The 14631-nt window shown below is 74.2% G+C and carries 17 protein-coding genes; 9 read left to right on the top strand and 8 right to left on the bottom strand.

Going from position 1 to position 14631, the window contains the following annotated elements; all coding sequences use genetic code 11:
* The first annotated feature begins 92 nt into the window (after window positions 1–92).
* Window positions 93–875: a CPBP family intramembrane glutamic endopeptidase gene (locus DEJ43_RS04680; protein WP_015032164.1), complete on the top strand. Its 783-nt coding sequence runs from the start codon at window positions 93–95 to the stop codon at window positions 873–875.
* A gap of 66 nt (window positions 876–941) precedes the next feature.
* Here the strand turns inward: DEJ43_RS04680 and DEJ43_RS04675 are convergent, their stop codons facing one another.
* Window positions 942–1751, bottom strand: coding sequence for a PhzF family phenazine biosynthesis protein (locus DEJ43_RS04675; RefSeq protein WP_015032163.1), 810 nt, complete (start codon window positions 1749–1751; stop codon window positions 942–944).
* A 275-nt stretch (window positions 1752–2026) separates the two neighbouring features.
* Between DEJ43_RS04675 and DEJ43_RS04670 the strand changes: the two genes are divergently transcribed.
* The gene (locus DEJ43_RS04670; RefSeq protein WP_051026016.1) at window positions 2027–2773 is read left to right on the top strand and encodes a sulfite exporter TauE/SafE family protein; all 747 of its coding nucleotides are present in this window, start codon (window positions 2027–2029) and stop codon (window positions 2771–2773) included.
* Between the two features lie 195 nt (window positions 2774–2968).
* Window positions 2969–3595, top strand: coding sequence for a PadR family transcriptional regulator (locus DEJ43_RS04665; RefSeq protein WP_015032161.1), 627 nt, complete (start codon window positions 2969–2971; stop codon window positions 3593–3595).
* Between the two features lie 87 nt (window positions 3596–3682).
* Here DEJ43_RS04665 and DEJ43_RS04660 read toward each other — a convergent pair whose 3' ends face one another.
* Entirely contained in the window at window positions 3683–4111 is a 429-nt protein-coding gene (locus tag DEJ43_RS04660) for a type II toxin-antitoxin system Rv0910 family toxin (RefSeq protein WP_015032160.1), read from the bottom strand.
* A gap of 127 nt (window positions 4112–4238) precedes the next feature.
* Window positions 4239–4463: a hypothetical protein gene (locus DEJ43_RS04655; protein ID WP_041662102.1), complete on the bottom strand. Its 225-nt coding sequence runs from the start codon at window positions 4461–4463 to the stop codon at window positions 4239–4241.
* Between the two features lie 196 nt (window positions 4464–4659).
* Here DEJ43_RS04655 and DEJ43_RS04650 point away from each other — a divergent pair, with 196 nt between their 5' ends.
* The 3 genes from DEJ43_RS04650 (at window position 4660) to DEJ43_RS04640 (ending at window position 7527) form a co-directional block, all read left to right on the top strand.
* Window positions 4660–5283 (top strand): Clp protease N-terminal domain-containing protein, encoded by a 624-nt coding sequence (locus DEJ43_RS04650; RefSeq protein WP_015032158.1) that lies wholly within the window; start codon window positions 4660–4662, stop codon window positions 5281–5283.
* Between the two features lie 41 nt (window positions 5284–5324).
* Window positions 5325–6359, top strand: coding sequence for an EamA family transporter (locus tag DEJ43_RS04645; protein WP_015032157.1), 1035 nt, complete (start codon window positions 5325–5327; stop codon window positions 6357–6359).
* A 178-nt stretch (window positions 6360–6537) separates the two neighbouring features.
* Window positions 6538–7527 (top strand): DMT family transporter, encoded by a 990-nt coding sequence (locus DEJ43_RS04640; RefSeq protein ID WP_015032156.1) that lies wholly within the window; start codon window positions 6538–6540, stop codon window positions 7525–7527.
* Between the two features lie 301 nt (window positions 7528–7828).
* Here DEJ43_RS04640 and DEJ43_RS04635 read toward each other — a convergent pair whose 3' ends face one another.
* Together DEJ43_RS04635 and DEJ43_RS04630 are read right to left on the bottom strand one after the other, a co-directional pair.
* Window positions 7829–8476, bottom strand: a complete 648-nt coding sequence (locus tag DEJ43_RS04635; protein ID WP_015032155.1) for an FMN-binding negative transcriptional regulator — start codon at window positions 8474–8476, stop codon at window positions 7829–7831.
* A 43-nt stretch (window positions 8477–8519) separates the two neighbouring features.
* On the bottom strand, window positions 8520–9191 hold the full coding sequence (locus DEJ43_RS04630; RefSeq protein ID WP_015032154.1) for a pyridoxamine 5'-phosphate oxidase family protein: 672 nt from the start codon (window positions 9189–9191) through the stop codon (window positions 8520–8522).
* A 35-nt stretch (window positions 9192–9226) separates the two neighbouring features.
* Between DEJ43_RS04630 and DEJ43_RS04625 the strand changes: the two genes are divergently transcribed.
* Window positions 9227–10561, top strand: a complete 1335-nt coding sequence (locus tag DEJ43_RS04625; RefSeq protein WP_071891147.1) for an aminotransferase class I/II-fold pyridoxal phosphate-dependent enzyme — start codon at window positions 9227–9229, stop codon at window positions 10559–10561.
* Window positions 10562–10682: 121 nt separating this feature from the next.
* Here DEJ43_RS04625 and DEJ43_RS04620 read toward each other — a convergent pair whose 3' ends face one another.
* Window positions 10683–11765, bottom strand: coding sequence for a DMT family transporter (locus tag DEJ43_RS04620; RefSeq protein ID WP_411572202.1), 1083 nt, complete (start codon window positions 11763–11765; stop codon window positions 10683–10685).
* A gap of 74 nt (window positions 11766–11839) precedes the next feature.
* Between DEJ43_RS04620 and DEJ43_RS04615 the strand changes: the two genes are divergently transcribed.
* Window positions 11840–12742 carry a LysR family transcriptional regulator gene (locus tag DEJ43_RS04615; RefSeq protein ID WP_015032151.1) on the top strand — a complete coding sequence of 301 codons (903 nt, stop codon included), beginning with the start codon at window positions 11840–11842 and terminating at the stop codon, window positions 12740–12742.
* Window positions 12743–12831: 89 nt separating this feature from the next.
* Here the strand turns inward: DEJ43_RS04615 and DEJ43_RS04610 are convergent, their stop codons facing one another.
* On the bottom strand, window positions 12832–13299 hold the full coding sequence (locus DEJ43_RS04610) for a pyridoxamine 5'-phosphate oxidase family protein (protein WP_015032150.1): 468 nt from the start codon (window positions 13297–13299) through the stop codon (window positions 12832–12834).
* Window positions 13300–13377: 78 nt separating this feature from the next.
* On the opposite strand from DEJ43_RS04610, the gene DEJ43_RS04605 reads away from it, so the two are divergent.
* Complete coding sequence (locus DEJ43_RS04605) at window positions 13378–14058, top strand: cysteine hydrolase family protein (protein ID WP_015032149.1); 681 nt, start codon at window positions 13378–13380, stop codon at window positions 14056–14058.
* Here DEJ43_RS04605 and DEJ43_RS04600 read toward each other — a convergent pair.
* Window positions 14045–14503, bottom strand: a complete 459-nt coding sequence (locus DEJ43_RS04600; protein WP_015032148.1) for a Rieske (2Fe-2S) protein — start codon at window positions 14501–14503, stop codon at window positions 14045–14047. The two genes, DEJ43_RS04605 and DEJ43_RS04600, sit on opposite strands and share 14 nt — an antisense overlap.
* Between the last annotated feature and the right edge of the window lie 128 nt (window positions 14504–14631).

Genomic DNA, 14631 nt, shown 5'->3' with positions numbered 1-14631 from the left:
GCGGCCGATCATGACAAAGTGGTCGGGGCGCCGCCGGAGCGGAGCCCGTCCGCGACCGGGAAGTGGAGACAGGTGTGGTGTCGGTGGAACGAGTGAGTGACGCTTCCCTGCCTCCCGACGGGCTGCCGCGCCGGGTCCTGCGCTCCGAGACGCTCATCGTCCTCGCGCTCTCGCTCGGGGCGAGCGCGGTGTCGTCCCTCATCAGCTTCATCGGCTCGCTCACCAAGTCCGGGGCGCTCAAGGAGCAGGCGGCGACGCTCAACGGCTCCTACGCCCCCGGGCGGCCGTGGCTCGACCTGTCCTGGCAGCTCTTCGGCATCGCCACCGCCCTCGTGCCCGTCCTCCTCGTGGCGCATCTGCTGATGCGGGAGGGCTCCGGGCTGCGGGCCATCGGCTTCGACCGGACGCGGCCCTGGCCCGACCTCGGGCGCGGGACGCTCGTCGCGGCCGGCATCGGGAGCGCGGGCCTCGCCTTCTACCTGGTGGCGCGGGCGACGGGGTTCAACCTCACCGTGGTGCCCGAGTCGCTGCCCGACGTCTGGTGGAAGTACCCCGTCCTCATCCTCTCGGCGATCCAGAACTCCGTCCTGGAGGAGGTCATCGTCGTCGGCTATCTGCTGCGTCGGCTTGGGCAGTTGGGGTGGACGCCGATGGCCGCGCTGGTCGCGAGCTCGGTGCTGCGCGGCTCGTACCACCTCTACCAGGGGATCGGCGGGTTCGTCGGCAACGTGGTCATGGGCGTGGTCTTCGTCCTGCTGTACCGGCGCTGGGGGCGGGTGGGGCCGCTGGTCGTGGCGCACGCGCTGCTCGACATCGTGGCCTTCGTCGGGTACGGGCTGCTGGCCGGGAAGGTGGACTGGCTGCCCACCGTGTGACGCGGAGGTGCCGAAGGGGCGTACGGAGAATCCGTACGCCCCTTCGCGCGCTCCGGGACCGGGCGGTCAGGCGTGCAGTTCGCCCTCGACGACCGTGACCGCGTGGCCGTTCAGGAGGGTCCGGTCGCCGCGCAGCCGGGTGCGGACGACGCCGGTGCGGGCGCCGCCCTGGAAGCCGACGAGGTCGTCCCGGCCGAACCGCGGCGACCAGTAGGGGGCCAGCGCGGTGTGGGCGCTGCCGGTCACCGGGTCCTCGTCGATGCCGACGGCGGGGAAGAAGCCCCGGGAGACGAAGTCGTAGCCGCTGTCGGGGCGCTCGGCGGCGGCGGTGGCGATGACGCCGCGCGAGGAGAGCACCTTCAGGGCGGCGAAGTCGGGCGCGAGCCCGCGCACCGCGGTCTCGTCCCGCAGCTCGACCACCAGGTCGCCGATGTGGTCGGCCGTGTCGTGAACGGCGACGGCCTCGGCGCCGAGCGCCTTCTCCAGGCCGGCGGGGACGGGGACCGGGGTGAGGGAGGAGGTCGGGAAGTCCATCGTGATCGTGCCGTCGGCCTCGGCGGTGGCGCCGAGGATCCCGCAGCGGGCCGCGAAGCGGATGCTGCCGGTCGCCGCGCCGGTGGAGTGCAGGACGTGCGCGGTGGCCAGGGTCGCGTGGCCGCACATGTCGACCTCGGTCGTGGGGGTGAACCAGCGCAGCGCCCAGTCCGCCTCGCCGCCGGCGGGCAGCGGGTGGGCGAAGGCCGTCTCGGAGAGGTTGACCTCCGCGGCGACCTTCTGGAGCCAGGTGTCGTCCGGGAAGGAGTCGAGGAGCAGGACTCCGGCCGGGTTGCCGGAGAAGGGCTGGTCGGTGAAGGCGTCGACGATTCGGATCCGCATGCCGCCGACCGTACCGGGGGCGGAACGCGGCGGACCAAGGCCAATCGCGGAGAACTGGACCGGGGGCCGCTCGCGGCGGGGGCACCTCGGGTGCGCGGTGCGCCGGGGAGGGCGGAGTCGGGGGCTTGTACCACCGAAGTCCGAGCGCGTGCCATCGGTCCCAGGTCGGGGCGCGAACGGACGGTCTACGCTGTCGCGCGGGACGACGGGGCCGATCACGGCGGTGGGAGCATCGGGTGGGGTGGGAGCTGGGGGCGGCCGGCCTCGCGGTCGGGATGCTGATCGCCACGCTGACCGCGCCGGTCGGAGTGTCCGGGGCGGTGTTCCTGCTCCCCGTGCAGCTCAGCGTCTTCGCCGTGCCCAACCCGGCCGTCACCCCCACCAACCTGCTCTACAACGTGGTGGCGGGACCCGGCGCCCTGCTGCGCTACCGGCGCGACGGCGCTCTCACCGGCCCGCTCGTGCGCCGCCTCGTGCTGGGCACGCTGCCCGGCGTCGTCCTCGGCGCGGTCATCCGCGTGTTCGCCCTGCCCGGCCCGCAGGTCTTCCGCCTCCTGGTCGCCGCGCTGATGCTGCCCCTCGGCATCTGGCTCATCACCCGGACCCTGCGCCCGGTGGCTCCGGAGAACCGACGCCCCGAGCCCCGCCCCCGGACCGTGACAGGCCTGGCGCTCGTGGTCGGCGTCGTCGGCGGCATCTACGGCATCGGCGGCGGCTCGATCCTCGGCCCGATCCTGGTCGGACGCGGCGTCCCCGTCGCCAAGGTCGCCCCGGCCGCGCTCGCCTCCACCTTCGCCACGTCCCTGGTCGGCGCCGCCACCTACGCCCTGCTGGCCCTGGCCCACCCCGGCAGCATCGCCCCGGACTGGCTGCTCGGCCTGGCCTGCGGCCTCGGCGGCCTCGTCGGCGGCTACCTCGGCGCCCGCCTCCAGCCGCGCCTCCCCGAGGCGTTCCTCCGTCTCCTCCTCGGCACTCTCGCCACCGCCCTCGGCGCTCTCTACGCGATCAACGCACTGCGCTGACCGCACGGTCGCCCTCCGCTGTCACGAATCGAGCGGTCGTCGCACATCGACGGCCTGCGCTCGACCTTCAATGGCACAGGACAGCCGGCGGTGCAGTGGCGGTGCAGTCGGCCCCTTGCTCGGTGAACAGTTCCGATATATCGTTGAGGCATCGCGACAGTTCAGCGAATGAATCCCGATGGAAGGAGCGTTGCGATGCGTTCACATGGACACGAGTACGGAAACGGACACGGAGCCGGTCGTGGAGGCTGCGGCCCCGGGCCTCGCGGTGACTTCGAGGGACGGCGCGCGGCTTTCGGGCCCTTCGGTCCCGGCTTCGGCGGTGGCCCCTTCAGGGGCGGGCCCTTCGGCGGCGGCCCCGGTCGCGGAGGCGGCCGGGGCCGGGCGCGGCGCGGTGACGTGCGGGCCTCGATCCTGGCGCTCCTCAAGGACCGCCCGATGCACGGCTACGAGATGATCCGCGAGATCGGCGAGCGGAGCGACGGGGCCTGGAAGCCCAGCCCCGGCTCGGTGTACCCCACCCTCCAGATGCTGGAGGACGAGGGGCTGATCACCAGCGAGAGCGAGGGCGGCAAGAAGCTGTTCACGCTCACCGACACCGGGCGGGCCGAGGCCGAGAGCGGCCCCGACGCTCCCTGGGAGGAGGCCGGGCGCGGGGTCGACTGGGAGGCCCTGAACGAGATCCGGCAGGCCGGCTTCGGCCTGATGGAGGCGTTCGGGCAGGTCTGGAAGACCGGCAGCGCCGAGCAGCGGCAGAAGGCGGTCGGCGTGATCAACGAAGCCCGCAAGAAGCTGTACCTGATCCTGGCCGACGAGGACTGATCCACGATGCCCGGACCGGCCGAGGTTCTGCGAAAGGGCCCCGCGGCACGCGCCGCGGGGCCCTTTCCGTGCGCCGGAGCCGGGTCGTCAGGCCACCAGACCCGAGAGCTTGCGCAGGGACTCGTTCAGCGCCGCCGTCGCCGAGTCCTTCAGCTTGCCCGCCATCAGCGAGACCGCCGCGCCCGTGAACTCCCCGTCGATCCGCACCGTCGTGGCGTCCCCGTCCGGGGCCAGGGAGTAGCGGGTCGTGACGAGCACGCCCATCGGACCCTTGCCCTTGATCGCGAGGGCGCGCTCGGACTCCAGCTCCTCGACCGTCCAGAGGACCTCGGCGGGGAAGCCCATCAGCTTCATGTTCTCGGTGAAGGTCGCGCCGGTCTCCAGGGACTCCGGACCGCCGTTCGGGAAGTTGGTGTGGGTGGCGTTCCACTCGCCGTACGAGGGGAAGTCCATGAGCTGGGCCCAGACCTTTCCGGCCGGTGCCTCGATCCGTGCCTCCGCGCTGACTTCGGCCATGAGACCACCCCTTCACGCGTGCCAACTGGGTCCGGTGTCGTTCCGGTGCCGAGTCCGATGTCGAATCCGGTGTCGAATCCGGTGTCGAATCCGGTGTCGCGGAACGTAGCCGGGCGGCCGTGAACATTCAATACTGATGAACCGTCAGTTCTGCGGCCGCCGGCCCCGCCCCGTCGCCGATCCACCAGATCTCGGCCGCGTCGAAGCTGTCGGAGGCGCGCGGCCCCCCGTCCTCCTCGTGGCAGTGGAAGGCCGCCCAGAACAGATCGGCCGGCAACGCCTCCCGGGGCGCGTACACCCGGTAGACGTACTGCCGCCCGTCGATCGCGAGCAGGGCCACCATCCAGAACACGACCGGACGACGCCCGGGAGAGGGCCTGTGGTTGCATCGGGGGCGCAAAGCAAGGCGGCGCGCGCCCCGGGTGGGCAACGCGCGCGATCTCATCCATAAGGAGGAGGAACCGCGCGCGCGTGCCCAACTCCGGTGGGATGCGGACATGCTTCTCCCCGGCGATGTCCTGGCCGCCCCGGCCTGATGAGGTGGGAGGGTGCACCATCCCGTCCCGTACTCCCCGCAGCCACTCGGGCAGCCCGCCACCCCGCGCGCCGAGCTCGCACCCTTCCTCACGCCGAACCTCATGACCGTCGTGACGGGCGCGCGCCGCAGAGCCCTCCGGGACGGGGACCGGCAGATCGACACCGCACACCTCCTGCACGCGCTCGTCGAGTCCGACCCCGAGGCCGGCGCTGCCTTCGACGGCGGCCCCCAGCTCGCCCGCGTCCTCGGCTACCTCGTCCAGCGGTCCATCGGCTACGGGCTCCGCTGGCAGCGCTCCGAGGAGGACTCGGGCGCCGGGCGTCTGCTCCCCGCCCCGCGCGGGGCCACGTCCCAGGACGGCCGGAGCTCCGGCTGGTCGCCCGCCGCGGCCGCCGCCCTGGAGGCGGCGTTCCGCCGGGCCGCGGAGCGGGGCGAGCCCCAGGCGCGCGGCCTCGACCTGCTGGCCGTCCTCGCCGCCGACCCCGAGAGCCGGGCCGTCGAGGTGCTGCGCCGCGCCGGGGTCGATCCGGTCGCGCTGAACTCCCGTATCGCCGCACGGATCTCCGCCGCCACCGCGGGCCGGGAGGAACGACACGTTCCGTGGGGCGAGGGCGAGCCGTCTCAACAGGTGTAACGGGGGTTACGCCCCTGACCGCGTCCTGTCATCATGGCCCGATGCACGCGTCTCAGGGGAGAAGCGCCGGCCTGGGACTCGCCCTGGCCTCGGCCTTCGCATTCGGTGGTTCAGGAGTGGCGGCGAAGCCGCTCATCGAGGCGGGCCTCGACCCGCTCCACGTCGTGTGGCTCCGGGTCGCCGGCGCCGCACTCGTCATGCTCCCGGTGGCCTGGCGCCACCGGGACCTCCTGCGCCGCAAACCGGCCCTCCTCGTGGGCTTCGGCCTGCTCGCCGTCGCCGGTGTCCAGGCCTTCTACTTCGCCTCGATCTCCCGCATCCCCGTCGGCGTGGCCCTCCTCATCGAGTACCTCGCCCCGGCGCTGGTCCTCGGCTGGGTCCGCTTCGTCCAGCGCCGGCCCGTCACCCGCGCCGCCGCCCTCGGCGTCGTCCTGGCCGTCGGCGGACTCGCCTGCGTCGTCCAGGTCTGGGCCGGCCTCACCTTCGACCTCGTCGGCCTGCTCCTGGCCCTCGCCGCCGCCTGCTGCCAGGTCGGCTACTTCGTCCTGTCCGACCAGGGAGCCGACGAGGCCGAACAGGCCGATCCGCTCGGCGTCATCGCGTACGGACTCCTCATCGGCGCGCTCGTCCTCACCGTCGTCGCCCGCCCCTGGGGCATGGACTGGGCGCTCCTCGGCGGCAGCGCCGACATGAACGGCAACGGCGTGCCCGCGTGGCTGCTGCTCGGCTGGATCGTGCTGATCGCCACCGTCCTCGCGTACGTCACCGGCGTCGTCTCGGTGCGGCGGCTCTCGCCGCAGGTGGCCGGCGTCGTGGCCTGCCTGGAGGCGGTCATCGCGACGGTGCTCGCCTGGGTGCTGCTCGGGCAGCACCTCGACGCGCCGCAGATCATCGGCGGCGCGGTGGTCCTGATCGGGGCCTTCATCGCGCAGTCGTCGACGCCGAAGGCCGCCCAGCCGGAGCCGGTGGCGGGCTCGGCGGCGGACGTGGCGGCGGCCGTGGCCGTGGGTGGGGCCGCGGCCGGGGGCGGGGCGGGCCGGGAATCGGAGTTGTCCGGCGGTCGGGGCGCCCCCTAAGGTGCCGATCATGCATTCGACCGTGCTTCCGCCTCCCGCCGCCTAGCGCGCGCGGAGCGACCCTCCTCGACGAAGACCGGGCTCGGCCGGGCGGTTCCCCGCCCCCGAGCGGTTCGTCGCTGCCCGCGCGCGGAGCTGAGCGACCACCCTTCCCTCCTGTCTTCCACGGAGAAGTCACGTGTCGAACTCTTCGGAACCCGCCCTGTCCGTCGGGCGGAGCCTGCTCTATCTGATCGTCGCCGGGATCGCCTGGGGCACGGCCGGCGCCGCCGCCTCACTGATCTTCCGGATCAGCGACATGGGCCCGCTGGCCCTGTCCTTCTGGCGCTGCGTCGGCGGCCTCGTGCTGCTGCTCGGAGCCCTCGCCCTGCGGCGCCGTCGCCGGGACCGCTCGGCGGGGGAGTCCGGCGGCCGGCGTGCGGTCGGGGAGTCGCGTGGCCGGCGGACGGCCCGCATCCTCGGGACGGGCATCGGCCTCACCGTCTTCCAGAGCGCCTACTTCGCCGCCGTCGAGGCCACCGGCCTCGCCGTCGGCACCGTCGTCACCCTGGGCGCGGGACCCGTCCTCATCGCGGTCGGCGCCCGGCTGACGATGGGCGAGCGGCTCGGCCGGGGCGGCGTCGCCGCCGTCGCCGGGGCGCTCGCCGGGCTCTGCGTCCTCGTCCTCGGCGGCGGGACCGCGGAGGTCAGGCCGCTGGGCGTCGTCCTCGCGGTCGTCTCGGCCGCCGGGTACGCGGCGATCACCCTGCTCACCCGGTGGCTGGGACGCTCCGGCGGGACCACGGACGCCCTGGCCACCACCACCTGGGCGTTCGCGATCGGGGCGGTCGGACTGCTGCCCGCGGCGCTCGCGGAGGGGCTCGTCCCGCACACCGACGCGCCGGGCGCCGTGCTGCTCCTGCTCGGGTACGTGGCGGCCGTCCCGACCGCGCTCGCGTACGCGCTGTACTTCGCGGGGGCGGCCGTCGTCCGGGCCGCCACGGTCTCCGTGATCATGCTCCTGGAGCCGGTGAGCGCGGCCGCGATCGCCGTGTCGGTCCTCGGGGAGCGGATCACCGCCGCCGTCGTGCTCGGCACGCTGCTGCTGCTCGCCGCCGTCACGGGCCTCGCCTTCGCCGAGGCGCGGACGGCCGCGGCGCAGCGGCGGCGGGTGGCCGTCGCGGTGTAGGGGCGCGGTTCCTTCGGGCCCGTCTTTCCGGACGCGGGTCCGCCTGCTCGGGTACGGGCCCCCTGCTCGGGTACGGGTCCGCCTGCTCGGATACGAGTTCCGCCCGCCCGCGATGGGACCGCCTGCTCGGATACGGGCCTGGCTTCCCGGGTACGGGCCTGGCTTCCCGGACATGGGCCTGGCTTCCCAGGTACGGGTCTGGTTTCCCGGCGGCCGGGAGGCGGGCCCGGTCGCTCCCGGCCGCCGGTCCGACCGGGGCCGGGCCGCCGCTGTCGGTCCGGCGCGGTGCGGCCGGCCGCCGTCAGTCCGTCGCGCGGCGGCGGCGCAGCTGGTGGGCTCCGGCCGCGCGGTCGCGGGGGCCGTCGCGCTCCGCGAGCCGGCCCATGACGCGGTCCTGGACCTCGGGGGGTTTGTTGCCCGCGTACTTGAACTTGGCCCGCACCTCGGTCACCTCGAGGCGCAGCACCCGGATTCCGCTGAGCAGGCGGCCGAACGGCGCCTCGCCGGGAACGGCCGGCGCCGTGCCGCCGTCCGGCTGGAAGTGGGCGACCTGGCGGTTGAGGAGCTCCGCCTTCTCCGCCGGGTCGTCGACCACGTGCGCGGTGCAGCGCAGCTGGACGGCGGCGTAGTACGAGGTGGGGGTGCCGTGCGCGGCGGGGGTTCCCTCGGGAGCCGTCCAGGTGCCCGGCACGAAGACGTAGTCGTCGACGACGCTCAGCAGCACCGTCGGGTCCGCCTCCAGGGCGCGCCACAGCGGGTTCGGGCGGGCCAGGTGGGTGACGGCCTGGCCGTACGGGCCGGGCTCGGGCTCGTACCGGAAGTGCGCCGGCTGTACCCAGGGCGGCTCTCCGGGCAGCCCGTTGACGGCGAGCTGCCCGAAGTCGTGCAGGGCGAGCCAGTCGCGCCATTCGCCCTCGTCGTGGGCGGCGTCCCAGGGGTGGATCAGCATCGCGGGTCCGTCCCTCCTACCCTCTCCGTCGTCCGTGCGTCCGTCAGAGCGCGGTCAGATAGGCGGGCAGGGCGATCGCCGGGTCCAGGTCGTCGGCCGGGACCGGGGTGCCGTAGCCGCCGCGCACCGGGACCACGCCGGACCAGTGGGGGAGTCCGAGGTCCTCGGCGTCGTCGTTGGGGCCGCCGGTACGGACCTTGGCCGAGACCTCGTCGAGGTCGAGCCGGATGACGGCCGTGGCGGCGAGTTCCTTGGCGTTGGCCGGGCGCGAGTCCGCGGAGCGGCCGGGGACCACGTGGTCGACCAGGGCGTCCAGGGCGATGCGCAGTTCCACGGGGTCGGTGACCTGGTGGGCGGTGCCGAGGACCACGACCGAGCGGTAGTTGAGGGAGTGGTGGAAGGCGGAACGGGCGAGCACGAGTCCGTCGACGTGGGTGACGGTGAGGCAGACCGGCAGACCCGGGGCGGCCACGCCGTCGCCGGCCGCGCGCAGCGGCCGCGAGCCGGTCGAGCCGTGCACGTAAAGGGAGTCGCCGACCCGGGCGAAGAGCGTCGGGAGCACGACCGGCGCGCCGTCCCGGACGAAGCCGAGGTGGCAGACGTAGGCCTCGTCGAGTATCGAGTGGACCAGCGCCTTGTCGTACGAGGCGCGGTTGCGGGAACGGGTGGGCACGGTCCGGTCGGTCGGCGTGTACGTGTCGGCGGCGGTGCTCATTGCGTACTCCATTGCACTAGTGCATACTTGGCTTTGTGCTAGGAGAGTATCGGATCGAAGGTCGTCGCGCATCGGACATTGCCGCGAGCGTGGAGCGGGGCGTGGGGCTCGGGGCCCTGGAGCCAGGCCAACTCCTGCCACCCATGCGGGAGTTGGCGGCCGTGCTCGGCGTCAACCCGAACACCGTCGCCGCCGCCTACCGCACCCTGCGCGAGCGCGGGGTCATCGAGACCGACGGGCGGCGCGGCAGCCGGGTGCGCCCGCGGCCCGCCACGACCACGCGCGGCTCGATCGGGGTGGCGGCGTCGGAGGGCGTGCGGGACGTCAGCAACGGCAGCCCCGACCCCACGCTGCTGCCCGCGCTCGGCGAGGCCTTCGCCGAGGTCTCCCGGCGGTACGCCGAGCGGCCCGGCATGTACGGGGAGGCTCCCGTCGACGAGGAGTTCGGGCGGCTCGCGCGGGCCGCGTTCGACGCGGACGGAGTGCCGGACGGGCCCGTCGGCGTCACGTCGGGGTCCCTCGACGCCGTCGAGCGCGTCCTCGCCGTCCACCTCAGGCCCGGCGACGCCGTCGCCGTCGAGGACCCCGGCTGGGGCAGCCTCCTCGACCTGGTGCCCGCGCTCGGGCTGCGCCCCGTGCCGATCGCCGTCGACGACGAGGGGCCGCTGCCGGAGGAGGTCGAGCGGGCGATCCGGAAGGACGGGGCGCGGGCGGTCATCGTGACCGACCGGGCGCAGAACCCGACCGGGGCGTGTGTGACCGCGACCCGGGCGGAGGCGCTCCGGCGGGTCCTCGCCGCCCACCCCGGTGTCCTGCTCGTCGAGGACGACCACGGGCACGGCATCGTCGCGCAGCCGCTGCACCCGCTGGCCGGCGGCACCGACCACTGGGTCCTGATCCGGTCCGTCGCCAAGGCCTACGGGCCCGACCTGCGGATCGCCGCCTTCACCGGCGACCCCGAGACCGTCGACCGGGTCCTCGGGCGGCAGCGCCTCGGCCCCGGCTGGGTCAGCCGCCTCCTCCAGCAGGCCGTCGCGCACCTGTGGGCCACGGGGGCGGTCGACCCGGCGGTCGTCGCCCGCTCCTACTCGCAGCGGCGCGACGGACTCGTGCGGGCCCTGGCCCGCCGTGGGGTGGTGGCCCACGGGCGCGGCGGCATGAACGTGTGGATCCCCGTGGCCGACGAGACCGGGGCGGTGGCGCGGCTCGTCGCGGCGGGGTGGGCGGTGGCGCCGGGGGCGCGGTTCCGGATGAACACCGGGCCGGCGGTGCGGGTCACGGTCTCGGGCCTCACCGCCGCGGAGGTGGAGGGCCTGGCGGAGGCGGTGGCGGGGGCGGTGGCGCCGGGGGCGGCGCGGAGCTACGGGTGAGGCGGGCGCACGGACCGGTGTGGCGGGCGCACGGACCGGCTCCCTTGGTGTCTCCGCCCGGCGTGGCTGGACCCGCACCCCGTGCGCGAAGCGCTTCGGGTGCGGGTCCAGGGGCGGAAGCCTAGGCCGGGCAACGGGCGTCGTCCGTGGTGCCCGCCGCTTGAGCCGGGGTGACCCCCGTCGCCCCGGCGGAGCCGACGACCACGACGGGCGGGGCGAGGGCGGGTTCCGGTGCGGCGGAGCGCACGGCCACGGTGGGGCGGCCGAGGGCGGGTGCCGGTCCGGCGGAACCCCTGGCCGGGACGGGGGCGGGGCGGCGGGACTGGGTGAGGGCCGCTCCGGCCAGGACGATCGCGGCGCCCACCGGGGTGTTCCAGGTGAGTTGTTCGTTCAGGAGGGCGACCCCCGCCGCCGTCGCGATCACCGGGATGAAGTACGTGACCATCGCCGCCGTCGTCGGGCCGACCTCCGCCACCACCCCGTACTGGAGCAGCATCGCGTACCCCGTCCCCAGCGCGCCGAGGGCGATCACCGCGAGCAGCGGCACGACCTCCACCGAGTCGGGGAGGGTCGTGAACAGAGGCGTGACCACGGCCAGTTGGAGGGTCGCGACGCCCAGCTGGGAGCCCGCGAGGGCGAGGTTCGAGGCGCCGGTGCCGCTCAGCGTCCGGCGGACGTAGATCCAGCCGACCGCGTAGCTGAGCGAGGCGAGGAGGGCAAGGGCCGTGCCGGTCATGTCGAGCCCCGAGAAGCCCTGCCACGCGCCGAGGACCGTCAGCACCCCCACGAAACCGATGCCCAGGCCCGCCGCGCGCACCCGCGTCGGCCGGTCCTCCGAGAGCGCCACGAGCGACAGCAGCATGCCCCACAGCGGGGTCGTCGCGTTGCAGATGCCCGCGAGCGTCGACGGGATCGTGAGCTCGGCGTACGCGAAGAGCGAGAACGGCAGCGCGTTGAGGAGGAAGGCGGCGACCGTCAGATGCCCCCAGACGCGAGCGCCGCGCGGCAACCGGTCGCGCTTCACGACCAGGGCGACGGCGAGCACCGCCGTACCGAACAGGAGACGGCCGAAGGTGACCTGGAAGGGCGCGAAGCCCTCCGTGCCCACCTTGATGAACAGGAAGCTGAAGCCCCAGATCAGGGCCAGTACGCCGAAGCGGACGCGCCAGTCGAGGAGACGTCGTGGAGTGGTTGCGGGGCTCATGTGCTCAGGGTGGGCGCCCCCCATGTCTTAGGACAAGCGAGAATTCCTCGACCCCTTCCCTTAGGATTGCTTACATGTTGAATCTGGAGCGCCTGCGCACCCTCGACGCCGTCGCCCGGCACGGCTCGGTGAGCGGCGCGGCCGACGGGCTGCACGTCACCACCTCCGCCGTCTCCCAGCAGCTGTCCAAGCTGGAGCGCGAGGTGGGGCAGCAGCTGCTCGCCAAGAACGGCCGGGGCGTGCGGCTCACGGACGCGGGCCAGCTGCTCGCCGAGCACGCCGCCCGGATCCTCTCCCAGGTCCAGCTGGCCCAGGCCGACATCGAGGCCCAGCGCGGCCAGGTGGTGGGCGAGGTGCGCGTCGCGGCCTTCCCGACGGCGGCCCGGGGGCTGTTCCCGGCGGCGCTCGCGTCGCTGCGCGGGGGGCACCCCGACCTCCGGGTCCGTACGACGGAACTGGAGCCCGAGCGGGGGGTACGGGCGGTGCTGCGCGGCGACGCCGACCTCGCACTCGTCCTGGACTGGAGCAACAAGCGGGCTCCGGTGCCCGGCGGCCTGGAGCGCGCCCATCTCCTCGACGACACCGCCGACGTGGCCCTGCCCCTCGGTCATCCGCTGGCCGGGAGCGAGACCGTGGACCTGGTGGACTTCGCCGACGAGGAGTGGGTGTCCTGGCCCGAGGGCGAGTTCTGCCACGACTGGCTGATGTTCACGCTGCGCTCACAGGGCATCGAGCCGCGCATCGGGCACCTGGCGGGGGAGCACCACACCCAGCTGGCGCTCGTCGCGGCCGGGCTCGGGGTGTGTGTCACGCCCCGGCTGGGCCGTCCCGTGCCGGACGGCGTCGTCTTCGTGCCGGTACGCCAGCAGGTGCGGCGGCACATCTACGCCACCTGGCGCGCCGACGCCGGCCGCCGCCCCTCCGTACGGGCGGTCGTCGGCGCGCTGCGGGCGGCGGCCGAGCCGCTGGCGAGCTGAGCGACGGCCGCCGGCGGGCCGAGCTCCGGCGGGTCACGGCCGCGATGGCCGGTGCTCTCGGTGCTCTCTGTGCTCGGCTATCGGGCCCGTCAGAGGCCCGCCAGCTTCCGGAAGTCCCAGGACGCTACGGCGTCCGGGGTCAGCCGCATCCAGGCGTGCCGGCCGTCGTGCGGCATCGCGTCGAGGCCGAAGTTCTTGGCGGCGAAGAGCTGTTCGGGCACGTCGAGTTCGGGGCACGGCTCGCCCGTACGCGGGGCCTCGCCGATGAACGTGACGCGGCCCGACAGCTCCACGCCGCGCAGTTCGCCGTACTCCTCGCCGTCGTCCACGACGACCGCGACCCTCGGATCGGCCCGCAGTTCCGCCCAGCGGCGGCTGCGGGTCAGCGAGTACAGCCACAGTGAGGAGCCGTCCCAGACGAACCAGAGCGCGCTCACGTGCGGGCGGCCGTCGGCGGAGACGGTCGCGACCCGGCAGGTGCGCTGTTCGGCGAGGAAGGAGTCGAGCTCCGCCGGGGTCATCATGATCCGGCGTCCACGGCGCTGTGCGACGGTCATCGTCCGCACCCTTCTGGATTTCTGATGAGACGTCAGAAAGCATGGGGGGCCATTCGCGCGCGTGCAAGGGGAGGGACCATGGACCAGAGGGCGAGAGAGCGGCTCGGGGAGCGGATCCGGCCGGACGGCGGGGTCGTGCTGCTCACCGTCGAGTGTCAGCGGGGGGTCGTAGGACCGGAGAGCGCACTGCCCGAACTCGCCGCGGTCGCCCGCGCGTCGGGGGCGCTGCGGAACGTCGCCCGGCTGGTGGCCGCCGCGCACCAGGCGGACGTCCAGGTCGTCCACGCCGTCGCCGAACGGCGCCCCGACGGACGGGGGGCCAACAGCAACGCCCGGCTCTTCCGGGCCGCCGCCCGGCTGCCGGTGCAGCAGCACAGCGGCAGCGCCGCGGTGCGGATCGCCGAACCGATCGAGGTCGCGGCGGAGGACCTGGTCGTCCGGCGGCTGCACGGGCTGTCGCCGCTCGCCGGGACCGACGTCGACCCGCTGCTGCGCAACCTCGGCTGCCGGACGCTGATCGTCACCGGCGTCTCCGCCAACGTGGCCGTGCCCAACGCGGTCTTCGACGCGGTGAACCTCGGCTACACGGTGGTCGTGCCCGGGGACGCCATCGCGGGGGTGCCGGCCGACTACACCCCCGCGATGATCCGTCACACCCTCGCGCTGGTCGCCACGATCACCACGACCGACGAGGTGCTCGCCTGCTGGAAGCTGCCCCGGCGACCGGGGGCCGCGGGGGGTGCGATCAGCCGAGGCTGATCGCGTCGCCCACCACCTGGATCGGCGTCGGCGGCAGCGGCGAGCGCGCCGGCCCCGACTTCACGCTGCCGTCCGACACGTCGAAGTGGCTCTGGTGGCACGGGCAGACGATGACCCCGTCCGCGATGCTGCTCACGGCGCAGCCCGCGTGGGTGCACTTCGAGGAGAAGGCCTTGAACTCGCCGGCCTTGGGCTGGGTGATCACCAGGCCCTTGTCGGCGAGGATCTTCCCGCCGCCCACCGGGATGTCCGCGGTCCTGGCGAGGGTGGCCGGTTCGGGCGTGGGGCCGCCCTCGTCCGTTCCGCCGCTCGCGCCCCCGTCGGAGCCCCCCGTGGCGCCGTCGCCCTTGTCGTTCGTGCCGCCGCCCCCGCAGGCGGCGAGTGCCGCGACGAGCCCGGTGCCGCCGGCTGCCGCGACGACCGTCCGGCGTGCCACTCCGCTCATGTGCTGCCCCTCTTCCCTCGTGCGTCCCGTGGGTCCGGTCCGCAGCTGCTCCTGCCCGACGGTACGGCGGTGAGCTGTGTCCGGTTCACAGGATCGGGCGTTCCCCTCCTTACAGTTCTTAGTAGAGT

The sequence above is a fragment of the Streptomyces venezuelae ATCC 10712 genome (assembly GCF_008639165.1).
GTDB classification, from domain to species: Bacteria; Actinomycetota; Actinomycetes; order Streptomycetales; family Streptomycetaceae; genus Streptomyces; species Streptomyces venezuelae.
Note: the sequence above shows the minus strand (reverse complement) of the source record. Positions and strands in the feature narration are given on the sequence as shown.

What these genes read in the sequence shown, in the direction of transcription:
- DEJ43_RS04675 (WP_015032163.1), bottom strand. Translation starts at nt 1,751, where the DNA reads ATGCGGATCCGAATCGTCGACGCCTTCACCGACCAGCCCTTCTCCGGC.
- DEJ43_RS04670 (WP_051026016.1), top strand. Translation starts at nt 2,027, where the DNA reads ATGCTGATCGCCACGCTGACCGCGCCGGTCGGAGTGTCCGGGGCGGTG.
- DEJ43_RS04665 (WP_015032161.1), top strand. Translation starts at nt 2,969, where the DNA reads ATGCGTTCACATGGACACGAGTACGGAAACGGACACGGAGCCGGTCGT.
- DEJ43_RS04660 (WP_015032160.1), bottom strand. Translation starts at nt 4,111, where the DNA reads ATGGCCGAAGTCAGCGCGGAGGCACGGATCGAGGCACCGGCCGGAAAG.
- DEJ43_RS04645 (WP_015032157.1), top strand. Translation starts at nt 5,325, where the DNA reads ATGCACGCGTCTCAGGGGAGAAGCGCCGGCCTGGGACTCGCCCTGGCC.
- DEJ43_RS04635 (WP_015032155.1), bottom strand. Translation starts at nt 8,476, where the DNA reads ATGCTGATCCACCCCTGGGACGCCGCCCACGACGAGGGCGAATGGCGC.
- DEJ43_RS04630 (WP_015032154.1), bottom strand. Translation starts at nt 9,191, where the DNA reads ATGAGCACCGCCGCCGACACGTACACGCCGACCGACCGGACCGTGCCC.
- DEJ43_RS04620 (WP_411572202.1), bottom strand. Translation starts at nt 11,765, where the DNA reads ATGAGCCCCGCAACCACTCCACGACGTCTCCTCGACTGGCGCGTCCGC.
- DEJ43_RS04615 (WP_015032151.1), top strand. Translation starts at nt 11,840, where the DNA reads ATGTTGAATCTGGAGCGCCTGCGCACCCTCGACGCCGTCGCCCGGCAC.
- DEJ43_RS04610 (WP_015032150.1), bottom strand. Translation starts at nt 13,299, where the DNA reads ATGACCGTCGCACAGCGCCGTGGACGCCGGATCATGATGACCCCGGCG.
- DEJ43_RS04605 (WP_015032149.1), top strand. Translation starts at nt 13,378, where the DNA reads ATGGACCAGAGGGCGAGAGAGCGGCTCGGGGAGCGGATCCGGCCGGAC.
- DEJ43_RS04600 (WP_015032148.1), bottom strand. Translation starts at nt 14,503, where the DNA reads ATGAGCGGAGTGGCACGCCGGACGGTCGTCGCGGCAGCCGGCGGCACC.